Annotated in this window: 13 protein-coding genes; 8 read left to right on the forward strand and 5 right to left on the reverse strand. The window is 38.3% G+C overall.

Translation table 11 applies throughout. The features are described 5' to 3' along the window. Window positions 1-42: 42 nt before the first annotated feature. On the reverse strand, window positions 43-1,278 hold the full coding sequence (hutI, locus tag GR160_RS03925; RefSeq protein ID WP_160748518.1) for an imidazolonepropionase: 1,236 nt from the start codon (window positions 1,276-1,278) through the stop codon (window positions 43-45). A gap of 75 nt (window positions 1,279-1,353) precedes the next feature. On the opposite strand from hutI, the gene corA reads away from it, so the two are divergent. The 4 genes from corA to GR160_RS03945 all read left to right on the forward strand — a co-directional run bounded on the left by corA (window position 1,354) and on the right by GR160_RS03945 (window position 5,151). Further along, window positions 1,354-2,436 carry a magnesium/cobalt transporter CorA gene (gene corA, locus GR160_RS03930; RefSeq protein WP_160748519.1) on the forward strand — a complete coding sequence of 361 codons (1,083 nt, stop codon included), beginning with the start codon at window positions 1,354-1,356 and terminating at the stop codon, window positions 2,434-2,436. 74 nt (window positions 2,437-2,510) lie between these two features. Next, complete coding sequence (locus GR160_RS03935) at window positions 2,511-3,221, forward strand: DUF1003 domain-containing protein (RefSeq protein ID WP_160748520.1); 711 nt, start codon at window positions 2,511-2,513, stop codon at window positions 3,219-3,221. A 183-nt stretch (window positions 3,222-3,404) separates the two neighbouring features. Further along, a complete protein-coding gene (locus tag GR160_RS03940) occupies window positions 3,405-4,280 on the forward strand; it encodes an oxidoreductase (protein ID WP_160748521.1) in 876 nt (291 codons plus the stop codon). Between the two features lie 58 nt (window positions 4,281-4,338). Further along, complete coding sequence (locus tag GR160_RS03945) at window positions 4,339-5,151, forward strand: AraC family transcriptional regulator (RefSeq protein WP_160748522.1); 813 nt, start codon at window positions 4,339-4,341, stop codon at window positions 5,149-5,151. Here GR160_RS03945 and GR160_RS03950 read toward each other — a convergent pair. From GR160_RS03950 to GR160_RS03960, 3 genes are all read right to left on the reverse strand, one after another. Then, on the reverse strand, window positions 5,148-6,506 hold the full coding sequence (locus GR160_RS03950) for an FAD-dependent oxidoreductase (protein ID WP_160748523.1): 1,359 nt from the start codon (window positions 6,504-6,506) through the stop codon (window positions 5,148-5,150). The two genes, GR160_RS03945 and GR160_RS03950, sit on opposite strands and share 4 nt — an antisense overlap. A gap of 66 nt (window positions 6,507-6,572) precedes the next feature. After that, window positions 6,573-7,130, reverse strand: coding sequence for a Smr/MutS family protein (locus GR160_RS03955; RefSeq protein WP_160748524.1), 558 nt, complete (start codon window positions 7,128-7,130; stop codon window positions 6,573-6,575). Continuing rightward, window positions 7,120-7,305 (reverse strand): hypothetical protein, encoded by a 186-nt coding sequence (locus GR160_RS03960; RefSeq protein ID WP_160748525.1) that lies wholly within the window; start codon window positions 7,303-7,305, stop codon window positions 7,120-7,122. Before GR160_RS03960 ends, GR160_RS03955 begins: the two co-directional genes overlap by 11 nt. 421 nt (window positions 7,306-7,726) lie before the next feature. Here GR160_RS03960 and GR160_RS03965 point away from each other — a divergent pair, with 421 nt between their 5' ends. Genes GR160_RS03965 through GR160_RS03975 form a run of 3 tightly spaced genes read left to right on the forward strand, consistent with a single transcriptional unit; the run spans window position 7,727 to window position 12,911 of the window. Then, entirely contained in the window at window positions 7,727-8,623 is an 897-nt protein-coding gene (locus GR160_RS03965; protein WP_160748526.1) for a sensor histidine kinase, read from the forward strand. Between the two features lie 60 nt (window positions 8,624-8,683). Then, window positions 8,684-10,945: a histidine kinase dimerization/phosphoacceptor domain -containing protein gene (locus GR160_RS03970; RefSeq protein ID WP_160748527.1), complete on the forward strand. Its 2,262-nt coding sequence runs from the start codon at window positions 8,684-8,686 to the stop codon at window positions 10,943-10,945. A gap of 10 nt (window positions 10,946-10,955) precedes the next feature. Further along, window positions 10,956-12,911, forward strand: a complete 1,956-nt coding sequence (locus tag GR160_RS03975) for a sigma 54-interacting transcriptional regulator (protein WP_160748528.1) — start codon at window positions 10,956-10,958, stop codon at window positions 12,909-12,911. A 39-nt stretch (window positions 12,912-12,950) separates the two neighbouring features. On the opposite strand, the gene GR160_RS03980 is transcribed toward GR160_RS03975, so the two are convergent. After that, window positions 12,951-13,775 (reverse strand): sulfite exporter TauE/SafE family protein, encoded by an 825-nt coding sequence (locus GR160_RS03980; protein WP_160748529.1) that lies wholly within the window; start codon window positions 13,773-13,775, stop codon window positions 12,951-12,953. Between the two features lie 261 nt (window positions 13,776-14,036). Between GR160_RS03980 and GR160_RS03985 the strand changes: the two genes are divergently transcribed. Continuing rightward, complete coding sequence (locus GR160_RS03985) at window positions 14,037-15,566, forward strand: DEAD/DEAH box helicase (RefSeq protein WP_160748530.1); 1,530 nt, start codon at window positions 14,037-14,039, stop codon at window positions 15,564-15,566. The last annotated feature ends 5 nt before the right edge of the window (window positions 15,567-15,571 follow it).

Below are 15,571 nucleotides of genomic sequence, written 5' to 3' on the forward strand. Positions count from 1 at the left end.
ATTTTAATATATCTGTATTTATGTCAGGATTGCCAAACGCAATTATATTTTTCTACCCGAAATAATGACATTCTCAATAAGGTTACTGCCAAAAGCATAAGGCAATTGATAGTAGGAGGTAAGCGGTTGAGTAATAATTAAATTTGCCTGTTTGCCAATTGTTATACTGCCATGGGTTTCAGTAAGCCCCATTGCATAAGCTCCGTTTATGGTTCCTGCATTAATTGCTTCTTCGGGTGTCATTTTCATTTTAATACAGGCAGTAGCCACTACAAGATTCATATTGCCGCTGGGTGTGGTGCCGGGGTTAAAATCGGTAGCCAGTGCAAGAGGCAAACCTGCATTGAGCATTTTGCGTGCAGGAGTGTAAGGTATGCTAATAAAGAACGAACAGGTGGGCAGTGCCACAGGCATGGTATCGCTGTTCTTTAATGCTTCAATATCTTCATCGGTAACAATTTCGAGATGATCTACACTTAGTGCATTGTGTTTAACACAGGCTGCAATGCCGTCTATAGCTGTAAATTGGTTGACATGTATCTTTGCCTTAAGGCCATACTGCTTTCCGGCTTCCATGATGCGTTCGGTCTCTTCCACGCTAAAATATCCGGTTTCACAAAAGGCATCAATATAATCAGCGAGGTTTTCTTTGGCAATGGCAGGAAGCATTTCGTTAACGATCAAATCTATATAGCCTGTATGGTTTTCTTTATATTGGGTAGGAAATGCATGTGCCCCTAAAAACGTAGCTTTAATTGCTATGGGATATTCCTGTTTTAATCGCTTAATAACGCGCAGCATTTTTAATTCTCCCTCAACCGTTAGCCCGTAGCCTGATTTAATTTCTACCGCTCCTGTGCCCAGTTGCATTACTTCTTCAAGGCGTGCTTTAGACTGTTCATATAAATCGTCTTCTGTGGTTTCGTTCAACCTTTTTGCAGAGTTAAGTATACCTCCACCACGGTTAGCTATCTCTTCATAGCTAAGTCCGTTAATGCGGTCTACAAATTCCTGCTCGCGGTTACCGGCATAAACAATGTGGGTATGGCTGTCGCACCATGCCGGCAGTACTGTTTTGTCTGTGGCATCAATAACTTCGTTGTCAGCATCTTCGGGGCAGGTATCCATTGTGCCATAGCCTGCAATAACATTATCTTTAGTTAAAAGCCATGCATCTTTAAGCACAGGTAAATGAGCCATTTCGCTGCCGCTTACTTTAGTTATGCCGTTTTCGCGAACCTGAAGTAATTCTTTAATATTCTTGATAAGTATTGCCATGCGTTTAAACTTTTGGTAAAAATAAGAATGCTTTTTAAAAAAGCCTTACATTTAGGGTAGACAAATTATGCATTAGTGAAAAGAATAGAATACAGAAAGGTGCGCAAAGTGCAACCTAACTATTTTGAATATACAGGAGAATACCGCACCGACCCCGTACAGATGCAGCTCTTTGTTTTTAATGAAGAAGGATATGAAGAGTATAAAAATACAGGATTAGTACGGGTAATTAAAGAATGCACCGATGAGCAGCAGGTAGAAGATGTAAAGTGGCTTAATGTGCATGGCCTGCACGATGTAGAACTTGTAAAGCAAATAGCCGAACAGTTTAGTGTAGAGAGCTTTATTGTGGGTGATATTTTGAATACATCCCGCCGTACCCGTATTGAGGAACTGGGCGATGTACTGTTTTTCAGCATTAAATCTGTACTGCCAGAAGAAGAGGTAGGAAGCCTTAAAACAGAGCAGGTAAGCTTTTTGCTTAAAGACAATGTCATAGTTTCTTTTCAGGAAAAACGCAGCGATTATTTTGAGCACATACGCGAGCGAATTCGCACAGGAACCGGAATTGTTCGTAAAAAGAAGAATGATTATTTGCTGTACCTGATGTTAGATGCCATAATGGAAAACTTTTTTATTACGATTGAGCGCTATGAAACCCGTATTGAGGCTTTAAGTAATGAAGCCAAGGCAAATAATAATATTGATTTTATTAGGAATGTAGAGCGTACTCGTGAAAGTCTTAATTACTTAAAGCGTGCCATAACGCCGTTGCGTGATGCATTATACAATCTAAAAAGCGAAAAAGACGAAGATGAGTATGAAACCATCCGTAAGTCTACCCATACTTTTTTTGCCCGCCTGCATCAAAAATGCCTTGAACTGCTCGATCAGGTTGAATATGACCTGAATTCTATAGAGAGCGTGTCTGATTTTCATTTCTCGGCGCAAAGCCAGCGCATGAACCAGATCATGAAGACGCTTACAATATTTTCGGTTATCTTTATGCCGCTAACGTTTATTGTAGGTGTTTATGGAATGAACTTTGACAATATGCCCGAATTACGTACTCAAAACGGCTACTATGTAGTATTGGCAGTAATGGCTGTAACAATATTGTGCATGGTGTATTATTTTAAAAAGAAAGACTGGTTTTGAGTAAGTTAAAAGTTTGAAAGTTTGTTAAGTTGAAAGAAGCTACAGCGACTAAAGTATTTTAAATACGCATTAAGATGAAATTTAAAAGTGATGTGTCCGGGAAAGAATTTCCTCAGCGCGAAAAGGTGGCCGCCAATTTGGTGCGCAAGCCCATTATAGAACTTATAAAAAAAGAACACCCTGAATTTGACGAAAGTTGCAGCCTTGGAATTACTGAACTTAATGAATATAGGGAAAAGTATATAGCTGATTTTTTACAGAAAGAGGTTGGAGAGCTTAACGCTATGGAAACTAAGGTTGTTGAGTCTTTAAAAGATAAAACCCTTATTGCTGATAATCCGGATGATGATGATGTGTCCGGTTATACATTAGGCCAGCGTGTTGCCGATAAGGTGGCTGCCTTTGGCGGGAGCTGGACATTTATAATCACTTTTGTAGCTTTCCTGCTGGGTTGGATAAGTGTTAATATAATAGTGCTTGCCAATAAAGGGTGGGATCCGTATCCGTTTATATTGTTAAACCTGATATTATCTTGTGTTGCAGCATTACAGGCACCCGTAATTATGATGAGCCAAAACCGCCAGGGCGAAAAAGACCGCGAAAAGGCACAGAACGATTATATGGTAAACCTGAAATCAGAACTTGAAATACGGATGCTGCATGAAAAAATAGACCATCTTATTTTGCATCAGGAGCAATCGCTTATAGAAATGCAAAAGGTTCAGCTTGATATGATGAACGATATATTGAGCAGATTGGAGAAAGAGAAAAAAGATAAGACATAAAACGAAAAGACCTGTGTTTTCCATTTCGACTTAAGCATGGTAAAAATTGGAAAACCGTATGGATAAATTATCTTATAGAATCTAAATTTGAACCTCACAACAAAGTAATAATGAGCCTCGCAGCAAAGTTGAGGCTTTTTTTATGCCCGAACTTTGTCCTGTAATTAAATAAACAAAACAATCATGGAAAAAGTTTGGTTCATAACAGGAAGTTCAAGAGGGCTTGGCAGAGACCTTACAAAAGCAGTTTTAGAAGCAGGCGATAAAGTAGCTGCCACAGCACGTAATATTAATCAGTTAGATGATTTGGCTGCTGAATATCCTGATCAATTATATCAATTGCAACTTGATGTAACTAATCAGGAAGAGGTTATTACCGCAGTGCAACAAGCAATAGCATACTTTGGCAGGATAGATGTACTGGTAAACAATGCAGGTTTTGGCATTATTGGTGCTGCCGAGGCTTATAGTAATGAACAGGTGCGTCGCCAATTGGAAACCAATTTATATGCGCCTATAAACATTACCCGTGCTATATTGCCTTACATGCGCAGGCAGGGCAGCGGCCGCATTTTACAGGTAAGTTCTATAGGTGGGCGTGTGGGCAACGCAGGTATAACTATTTATCAGGCGGCAAAGTTTGGACTTAGCGGTTTTAGCGAAGCATTGGCAGAAGAAGTAAGAGAATTGGGAATCTATGTAACATCGGTTGAGCCTGGAGGTTTCCGTACCGATTGGGCAGGTGATAGCATGACTTATGCTGAAGCCATTGAGGGGTACAGTAAAGTACAGCAGCGCGAAGGATTTTTTAAAAGCGGCGGTTTTGTGCCTGTGGGAGATCCTGCTAAGGCTGCAAAAGTTATGGTTGATATAGCCAACCACCCCAAGCCACCCATACATTTGGTTTTAGGAAGTGAGGCATACGGAATTTTACAAAATGCAGACAGCGTTCGTAAGGCAGAAATGGAGGCATGGAAAGATGTGACCATTTCTACAGATCATGATGATGCCGTTAATTTTTTTGAAACTGAACAGGGCAAAACGTATCTGAAAAAATAATTTTAATAAAGCAGGAGTATGGCATTATATATGCTGCCTGGGTTAGTACTTTTATAGTATGGACAGCAAATTAAATTTTAACAGGCCGCATGTGTTTTACTCCTGCTACATTAAATTAAGCAGGGAGGGCGAACAATTTATTCCGGAGCACGTGTTTACTTACATAGAATCGGGAAAATTGTTGGTTAATGACGGCAGGGCCGAGACTGTTTTACAACAGGGCGATTTTGCCTTTTATGTAAAGAACCACCTTGCAAAATTTACGAAGATACCTTCTTTGGAGAGTGGTGAATTCAAAGCTGTATCTGTTTTACTTGATACAGATACTTTGAAACAATTTGCACGCAATTTTGGCTACACTGCCAAACAGGCTAAACATAATGGAGGAGTTGTAACACTGGAAAGTAATCCCCTTTACATATCTTATACAAAATCTTTATTAGCCTATCTTGAAAAACCGGAAGAACACAGTGACGCACTGCTCCGGCTAAAAGTAAACGAGGCAATACTATTATTACTTGAAACCAAACCCGAAATGACCGATATTTTATTCGATTTTAATGAGCCCGGCAAGATCGATCTTAAGGCTTTTATGACCCGCAATTTTCATTTTAATGTAGACCTCAGTCGTTTTGCCTATCTTACAGGAAGGAGCCTGAGTACTTTTAAGCGTGATTTTCAAAAGATATTCAGTACCACACCCAACAAATGGCTTCAGCAAAAAAGGCTGGATGAAGCTTACTTTCTTATTAGTCAAAAAGGCAGGAAACCATCTGATGTATATTTAGAGGTTGGTTTTGAAAACCTTTCTCATTTTTCGTTTGCCTTTAAAAAGGCCTTTGGAATTACTCCGTCTCAGCTACAGCCTTAGACCTTTTTAATGAGGCTTCTTGCTGCGGTTTGTACCGGATCCCAAACAGGAGAGAACGGTGGGGCATAAGAAAGGTCTAAGTCTATAATATTTTGCAGGGTAAGGTTGTGTGTAACGGCAACGGCCAAAACATCAATACGTTTTGCTGCACCTTCTTCGCCAATAATTTGCCCGCCAAGTAGCCTGCCACTGTTTTTTTCTGCCAATAATTTTACGGTTATATCTTTAGCTCCCGGATAATAATTAGCTCTTGTTTTACTTTCAATAACTGTGGTTATGTATTCTATATTCAATCTTTTAAGTTCTTTTTCCTGTAATCCTGTCCGTGCCACTTCATACGAACATATTTTGCATACGGCCGTGCCTGCCGCCCCAGGAAAATTAGCACTAACTCCTGCAATACTGCTGCCTGCCACAAGCCCGGTTTTGTTTGCTATGGTGCCTAAAGCTACGTAAATCTGTTGTTTGCTCACAAGGTTAAGGGTTTCGGTGCAATCTCCTGCTGCCCAAACATTAGGTATATTGGTTTTCATTTCACCATTTACTTTAATAGCTTTTTTAATACCCAGCTCTATTTTTGAACCTTCCAAAAAAGCTGTATTAGGAGACGACCCCATACCAAAAATAACCATATCAGTCTCAATAGACTGTTTGTCAGTTATTACTGCTGTTGCTTTATTGTTTACAATTGTAAATCCTTTAAGTTCTTCTTTTAACAGCAGGTTTACTCCCAATTTGCGCATCGCTTCAGATATTATAGCTCCCATATCAGTATCTAAAGTATTCATTACCTGCTCCTGACGGTTTACAAGTGTAACATGCAACCCACGAATGAGTAGTGCCTCTGCCATTTCAAGGCCAATGTATCCTCCGCCAATAATAACTGCTTTTTGTGGTGTATGTTCTTCAATATAATTTTCGATATTGATTCCGCTTTTAAGGGTAGATACCCCAAAAACATTTACGGCATCATAGCCGGCAATGTGTTCCGGGCAATAAGGTTTTCCGCCTGTAGCTATTAGTAATTGGTCGTAAGGCTGCCAAAACTCAATGTTGTTGTTCTTGTCTAATACTTTTATTTGCTTATTATCAGTATCGACCTGTAAAACAAGATGCATGGTCCGCACGTCTATTTTATATTTTGATCGGAATTCCTGCGGACTGCGGCGTATTAACTCATCTGCGGTTTTTACTGTTCCGGATATAAAGTAGGGTATGCCACAGGCAGAATATGAAGTATAATCAGACTTTTCAAAAACAATTATTTTACGATCGGGTTGTTCACGGCGCACTTTTGAAGCTGCCGACATGCCTGCTGCATCCCCGCCAATAATTACCAGTGTATTGTTATCCATTGGATTACTAAAAATTTATAAATACTACTTTTTAAAAGTAATATACATCTTTTTTAGCAATTAAATCTACCTGTCGATGTTTTGCTTAATATACACTTCTGTAGCACCAAGGCCGTATTTTTGATAGTTGGCATCTTTAAATGAAATACCGTCATAACGCCCCAGCATAAAATCGAGTTCGGCTTTAAGTATGCCTTCACCCACTCCATGAATAAAAACAATTTTAGGAATACGGTTCTTAATGGCAAATTCTAAATGGCGTTTGGCAGTATCAGACTGAAGCGTGAGTATATCATAGTTGCTCATGCCGCGTTTGTTTGGCACAAGTTTTTCTATATGCAGGTCTATTTCGAGTACAAAACCTTCTTTTTTGTCCTTTTTTTCTTTAACGAAACTCCGCTTTTTGGGCAGCTCTTTTTCTTTTAGAACAGACCGCACGCTCTGGTTGGCAAAAAAAGAACTCATAGCATTTGTATCGGTAATTTTTACCAATTCGTTTTCTTCAAAAGAAAGCTCAAAACCATCAGTGGTTTCTATTAAAACCTTACCGTTTTTATAACCCTTCACTTTACCCGAAAAGGAATCGTCGAGCACCGTAACCCTATCGTTTGGCTTAAACTTCATTGCTATTGTTGTTTATGTCGTTTTTGCCCGGAACTTTACTCATCAACCTCATTAGCCCCAGCATAAAAATAATTATGGCAATAACCATTATAACCATATTTGGTTTGGCTAAAGATTGCTCATATAATGCAAGAAAGGCGGCAGCAAAAGTTAAAATGATGTATATAGTTTTCATAATGCAAAGGTATTAAAAATCGAATAAAGCATGCTATAGTGTTGCTTGGGCATTATTTCTTGTCCCAGTTCAATGCATGATTTTAAGATAAGACTGAAATTTGCCTATACATACTACAGGCTATTATTTTTTAGCTGAGAGGATTATTGATTTGGTTGATTGGTTGGCCATGTTTCTGATATTTTTCAGAAGCATGGCTTTTTTTGTAGTCGCAATTTCGTTGCGTCACGATATGTCGAGGCCAAAACAGCGATATTTCAAGGTATATAATTTTGGACCAAGAATGGAGATATGTTGCTTCAAAAACTTTTTTAATTACTAATGGTTTGTTTTTAAGGGTATTGTGTGCTTTCTTTTTTTGATTTGTTTTTAAATGAATTTTAATGGCTTAAAATATGCAGCTTCAAGTTCAGAAAATTAAATGAAAGTGAAAACAATAATGATCCTTGCAATTGAAAGGTGTGGAGGCTTAAAGATCATGAACATAGATTATCTGGCAAACTTATATTGGCTGTACAGCTATTACAGGTCTAATTTACTGATCCTGATAATCAGTTGCATTATACTGCTCACGATTATTTTGGCACTTATAGTAAGTTACAGAAAACTGAAAAGCCATAATGAGAAAATAACCGATATGCAGCAATTGGAGATGGATATAAAAGAAAAGGCCCTACAATTAGCCGCACATGAAAAAGACTGGCTTTTAAAAGAGATTCATCATCGTGTAAAAAACAATTTACAGGTAATAAGCAGTTTATTGAACCTCCAATCGGGGTATTTAACCAATGATGCTGCCCAAAAAGCCATTGCCGAGAGCCAACAGAGAATATTTGCCATATCGTTAATACATCATCATTCTCTTGGTACTAACGGAATTTTGCATGTAACCATGCCTGCTTATCTAAATGAGCTTGTAAAACATTTGGTACAGAGTTATAAAACTGATAAAAACATTACGGTAAACGTAGATGCAGATGACATACAAATGGATGTTTCTTATGCCATGCCTGTGGGTTTAATAGTAAACGAAGCTGTTACTAATGTTTTAAAGCATGCATACCCAAATAAAAATGAAGGCATAGTAACTATAACGCTTAAACAACTGGGGGACGAAAACTATGTATTATCTGTAACGGATGATGGTATTGGCCTGAACCAAAATGCTATTAACTCTAATAACTCGCTTGGGCTTACCCTTATAAAAGGATTAAGCAGCGATATAGAAGGAGAGCTGGATTTACAGAATAGTAATGGTACAGCTATTTCAATATACTTTAATTATTGTTTGCCAGTAGATTATACCGAAATTTCTTAATCTTATTTTTAAAATATATCGATACAATTTATATATTTAACTAATATTTATGCTTTTGCTATGGGGGTATCTAAAAGCTTTACAGTTATTGCCTTACTGGTTGTTTATTGTAGCTGTTATGCCCAGCAAAAGCTAACGGTTAAACAGTTGCGCCTTCAGCTTGGCGCTAAACAAACTCCTGTACAGCGCATTACAACCTTGCAGGATTTGGCACAGGCCTATATATACATGCCCGAGGCACTGCCCAAAGACATTGACAGTGCGCTCTATTTTACAAATGCCGCCGAAAAGATTTCCCTGAAAATTAAAGATGAAAAAGCCTTGGTGAAGAATGCCCTGTTGTATGCACAGGCATACAGGGAGAGTGACAGGCGTGATATTGGAAAAAAATATGCAACCGGTGCACTTGCAAAGGCTACCCAAAACAATTGGGAAGGCCTTAAAGGGGATTGTTTTGTAGAGCTTTCTAAATATTTTGGATGGGAGCAGGGACTTCAGGATAAGGTAAAAACACTTGAAAAAGCCCTTGAAGCCTACCGCAAAGGGGGCACGCAGCAACAACTTGCCGATATACTTGCAAAACTGGCAGAGCAGCATTTAAATATATCTGAAAATAAAAAAGTTGTAGCAGAGTGTAAAGAAGCCATAAAAATATACAGGTCGCTGAAACAGGAAGAACTGGGCGATGTATATGATATTTTGGGTATTGCCTATACTAAACTGGGGCTTTATGAAGAGGGTGTAAAATACAGCCTGCTTGCTGCTAAGGAAGGAGAGAAGAATGGCGACGAATCGATGAATATGGCATCAATATATAACCATATAGGGCTGGCGCATTTTTATAATGAAAACTTTGAACTTGCAAGGCAATATCATGAAAAAAGCCTGGAATATGCCATAAAAAATCAGGCTGATGGTTATATACACACCCTTACTGGCAGTATTGTAAACGACATGTATCCGTTGGGTAAAAAAAAAGAAGCCCTTGCTTTTTTAAAAGATATTTTAAAGCGTTATCCGCCCACCAATTTGGAGAGCCTTGTAACATCCCGGCTTAGTTTTATAACAATATACAGAGAGCTTAATGACCTGAACAATGCGCGTAAATACTGTAATGAACTTATTACTATTATTAACGGAAATCAGGACAGGATAAGGCCGGCAGTATTGTTTAATATCAATAACATACTTCTTAGTTATTACTACAGGGCAAAAGATTATACTGCCGCAAAAAAATATCTTGACAAAAATCGTGAAATAGCCTTTCTGTCCGGAGATAATGCTTCGAGGCGATATGTTTACATGTGGAGTTTTAAGTTAGATTCAATATCCGGCAACTATGTATCTGCAATAAAGAATTTTCAAAAATATACAGCCATAAAAGACAGTGTTTTTAATGAGGCAAAAAGCAATCAGGTATCTGAACTTCAAATTAGTTATGAAACCGAGAAAAAAGACCATGCCCTAACAGAGAATGCCAAAAACATAAAAATATTAAAGCAGGAGGCCGAGATACAAAAGGCTAAAATACAAACCGACAGGATAATTAAAATAGTTGTTTATGTGGTTGTAGGTTTTTGTGTTATTATCATGCTCTTGTTGTATAGAGGCTACAGTTTAAAACAAAGATCTAATAAAAACCTTGAGATCAAGCAGCAGGAAATTGAAATTCAAAATACGTTCCTTAAACGCCTTGTAGAAGAAAAACAGTGGTTGCTTAAAGAGATTCACCATAGGGTAAAAAATAACCTGCAAATTGTAATGAGTCTGCTTAACAGCCAATCGGCCTATCTTAAAGATCAGGTTGCCGTAACAGCAATAAAAAACAGCCAGCACAGGGTGCATTCTATGTCGCTCATACACCAAAAGCTCTATAAATCAGATGACCTTGCTGCTATAAATATGCCCGAATATATTAATGAACTAATAGATTATTTAAAAGACAGTTTCGACCTTGACCACAATATTTATTTTGAAACAGAGATAGAAGATATAGATATGGATGTGTCTCAGGCTGTGCCTATTGGCCTTATCTTAAACGAGGCGATTACTAATTCTATAAAATATGCTTTTGGTGCCAATAGAAACGGAAGGATTACGGTTAAGCTCGCTTATTCTCATGACGATTATTTTATACTGACCATTGCCGATGACGGTTCAGGATTGCCATCGGGTTTTGATATTACAAAAACCACTTCTTTAGGCATGAAGCTCATGCAGGGGCTTAGCAGCGACCTTGACGGTAATTTTAGAATAGTATCTGATAACGGAACTAAAATAACCGTAGAATTTATTTATCACTATACCTTTAACCATAACTAACCCGACCTATATGAAACCAAAAATACTTATTGTAGAAGACCAGTTTATTGAAGCGCACGACCTGCAGATAATGCTGGAAAAAAACGGCTACCCGGTATGCGGAACAGCAAAGTCGGTTAAAGAGGCGCTGCCTTTAATTGCCAGTCAAAATCCCGGTTTGGTTTTGGTAGATATATTCCTTAAAGGCACACAAACGGGTATAGACCTGGCAAAGATATTGAAAGAAGAAAACCGTGCTTTTATATTTATATCTGCAAACTCTAATCATGAGGTGCTTATGGCCGCAAAAGCCACACAGCCACAGGGATTTATTGTAAAGCCATTTAGGGAAAAAGATTTGCTTGTAACCTTAGAGATAGCACAATACAGGCACGAGAACAGCCTTGAAGCCAGCGTTAAAAAAGAAAAAGATTTTAGAAAGAGACTACAGGAAATTACTGTCGATAAAGAGGGTTGGGAACAAAAGCTTCTCAATATAGGTAAAGCTTTTCAGCCATATATAAACTTCGATTATATGGTTGCAGGTTTTAAGAACAAAGGGAATTTACCTTACACTGCAATGAGCTATTTGCGCATTGGTTTTAATGAATATCAGATTATAGGGTTGTCAGAATTTCAGGTTATTACCAATCTAAAAACAGATGAGATCAATACTCTCCAGGCAAAGACCAAGATAGATAAGGAACCTGTGTATTATAACGATAAAGATTTTAAGGATCTTACGGCACAGCCATCAATGCGAAAAGTGGTAGCCGATGTTTTCAGGATGAACTCTACTTTTACTCTGCCATTGCCTTTGGCTAACGGGGAGATATTTTATTTCTTTTTTTACAGTCGTAAGCCTGATGCCTATAATGATGCCCAGCTTGATCTGTGCAGCCGTTTTTGCGATGGTTTAAAAGATGCCATAGAGAGTATGCTGTCTATACAAAAGCAGCCCGAAGTTTTAGAGGTATCTTTAGTGAAAGAAAAGGCACAGCCTAAAAAGAATACAGCAGAGGCAAGGGAAGGTTTTGAAGGAATTATTGGCAGGAGTCATTTACTACTCAATGTATTTGATAATATAAGTCAGGTTGCCGGTGTCGATACATCGGTACTTATACTTGGCGAGAGTGGTACAGGTAAGGAGCGTATTGCAGAGAGTGTACACAATCTTTCACCACGAAAAAAGCAGCCGCTTGTAAAAATTAACTGTGCCGTTTTACCTGCAAATTTAATTGAATCTGAATTGTTTGGACACGAAAAAGGCGCATTTACAGGTGCAATGGACAGGCGCATCGGTAAATTTGAGCTCGCTAACAAAGGGACTATTTTTTTAGACGAAATAGGAGAGATGCCGCTTGATTTGCAGGCTAAGCTTTTAAGGGTATTACAGGAAAAAGAAATAAACAGGATAGGAGGCAACATGCCTATTAAGGTTGATATTCGTATTATAGCAGCTACCAACAGAAACCTTGAAAAAGAAGTGGCAGACGGCCGTTTCCGACTTGATCTTTACTATAGGCTTAATATTTTTCCTATAGAGTTGCCGTCGCTAAGAGAGCGCAAAGATGACATACCATTACTGGTAGATCATTTTATTGAGCAGTACAATCAAAAAACAGGGAAACGGGTTACCGGGCTTTCTGAAAGGGCCATGGAAGATGCTATGGATTATTCGTGGCCGGGAAATATCCGCGAACTTGAAAACCTTATTGAAAGAGGAGTGCTTTTGGCAAAGGAAAATGTTATCCGCGAAATCAGGCTTCCAAAGCCTATTGGAGGACTTGCATACGAAACATCAGAGAACGGCAACCATATAAAAAGCATTGACGAAAATGAAAGAGATCACATTATTAGTGTGTTGAAAAAATGCAGGGGTAAAATATGGGGGCCTGGAGGTGCTGCAGAAATGCTGAATGTGCCTCCGTCTACGCTGAACTCTAAAATGAAAAAATTAGGTATAAGGCGCGAACTGGGAAGATAGAGGGTATGTAACAATCTCTAGGCAATGTTTGTAAATAGCTTAAAAACTGCTGAATAATATTCGTATCCCTACAATAGCCAGGCAGGCAGCAAGAACCTGTAAAATTACATTGCTTTTTATTTTGTGCGAAAGCATAGCTCCTAATTGTGCACCCGGCACAACACCAAGCGATATAAACAATATCATGTGCAAAATTGCAGGGTCGTTATAAGTACCCTTGTAAGCATGCGTAAAAACACTGGCCGTAGCCATAACGGCAAGTATAAAATGAGATGTTGCCGTGGCTATATGTACAGGAAATTTAAGCCAGTTTACCATTGCAGGTACATGTATTATACCTCCTCCAATACCCAATAAGGGCGATATATATCCAACTACAAGACTAACAAGATTACCATAAACAGGGTTGTAAGTATAGTTGTAGGTAATGCCGCTGCTGTCTACAAGTGTGTGGGCACGGCAACCTTTTTTTGCAGTGGTTTGTTCTATAAAAGTAATGTCTTTCTTATTTTTTACAAATAAATAGGAGGCTAGGCCAACAAGTAATATCCCTATAATAGTATTAAATGAGTGTTGAGGTATGTATTGCACTGTCAGTACTCCCAATATAGCCCCGGGAATGGTGTAAAAGGCAAAAATAAGTCCGGCCCTGTAGTCTATACGGCCACTGCGTGCATAAGCTACTGAGCCTGATATGGCATTTACTGCCACAACTGCTATAGATATTGCAGTGGTAGTTTCGGGACTGAATTCTGGGTAGAAAATAAGTAACAGCGGCACAAGAATAAAACCGCCACCGGCACCAATAAGGGTGCCAAAGGTTCCTATAATAAAACCTGCAATAAGAAAAATGGCACTCTCCAAAGTATCGAATATTGAATATTTGTGTTACAAATTTCGCAAAAAGTTAATTATGTTCAACAATTATATTACAAATAAAAAAAATCTTCTGTAAGGACTAATATAACAACTTTAAAACTTTATGTAAAATTTAATCATTAATAAACCTTTATAAAGTGGTATATTTGCAAAAAAACAACCAACACACCACCCGTAATTCAGAATATACCGAATTTTTAGTTTGGTACATCCGCAATTTTTGGGAGATTATTTTTAGACACCACTATGCAAGCCGAAGAAGAAGGAGAAAGGAAAGAGTTATATAATTATCAGCAGGAAGACATTGACGCCATTTTTAGAAAATTTGAGGGCAAACCGGATAACTACCATTTACTGTATCAATTACCTACAGGGGGCGGTAAAACCGTTATTTTTTCTGAAATAGCCCGACGATTTATTGAAAAATACAACCGTAAGGTTCTTGTACTAACCCACAGGATAGAATTAAGCAAGCAAACATCGGCCATGCTGAAAAGCTTTGGCGTAAAAAACACTATTATAGACAGTAATGTAAAAGAACTGCCTTATGATAACGATTTTGAGTGCTATGTTGCTATGGTCGAAACGCTTAATAACCGTCTTAAAGATAAAAAATTCCACATGGATTATGTGGGGCTTGTAATTGTAGATGAGGCGCATTATAATAGTTTCCGCAAGCTGTTTACTTATTTTAAAAATTCACTTTTTCTTGGGGTTACCGCAACTCCTTTAAGCTCTAATATAGAGCTGCCAATGTATGAAACTTATGACGAGCTTATTACGGGCGAGCCTATAAAATCGCTTATAGATAAAGGCTTTTTGGCTAACGCAGCTATGTATGGTTATGATGTAGAGCTTACTTCGCTAAAACTTGGCATCAACGGAGATTATACTGTAGCTTCTTCAGATGAATTATATTCGCGCGTAGCTATGCAGGACTTGCTGCTGCAAAGTTATGTTTCGCGTTCTATGGGTAAAAAAACGCTTATATTCAATAACGGTATCAATACATCATTGTATGTATATGAAACCTTTAGGGCGGCAGGTTTTCCTATAAAACACCTTGACAATAAAACGCCCGATGTTGAACGCAAAAAAATACTGTCGTGGTTTAAAAAAACACCTGATGCTATACTTACATCGGTATCAATATTAACCACAGGTTTTGATGAGCCTACGGTAGAAACCATAATACTTAACCGTGCTACACGTTCTTTAACCCTTTATTTCCAAATGATAGGACGAGGCTCGCGCAAGCTGCCTGAAAAGGACTATTTTACAGTTATAGATCTTGGTAACAATGCCCAGCGCTTTGGCTTGTGGAGCGACCCTATTGACTGGCAGTATATTTTTAAAAATCCGGATCAGTTTTTAGATAACATCCGTACCGATGCTGAGATTGAGAGCCATCATGTGTATGTAATGCCTGATGATCTTAGGGAGCGTTTTGCAAAAAGTACTACTATTACTTTTGATGTAGAAGAAGAGTTTAGGATAGCGGCAGATCAAAAAGAAAAGCCCAAAGCTGTTATAGATAAATCTATAGAGCAGCATGCGGTAATGTGTATTGTAAACAGTGAGAGCATTAATGAGGCTCGAAAACTTGCCAAAGAACTCGAACCGGATATAGAATATCGGGTAAAGCAATACTCTAAACTGCTGTCTAAAACTACTAAAAATTACAGGGAGTGGCTTATTGACGATTACAAGAACCGCCTGAACATAAGCATTGGGCGCTTGTTTATAAAATATCAAAACTTTGACGACGACGAGTAGAAGAT

Source organism: Flavobacterium sp. Sd200, from assembly GCF_009826935.1.
Classification (GTDB): Bacteria; Bacteroidota; Bacteroidia; order Flavobacteriales; family Flavobacteriaceae; genus Flavobacterium.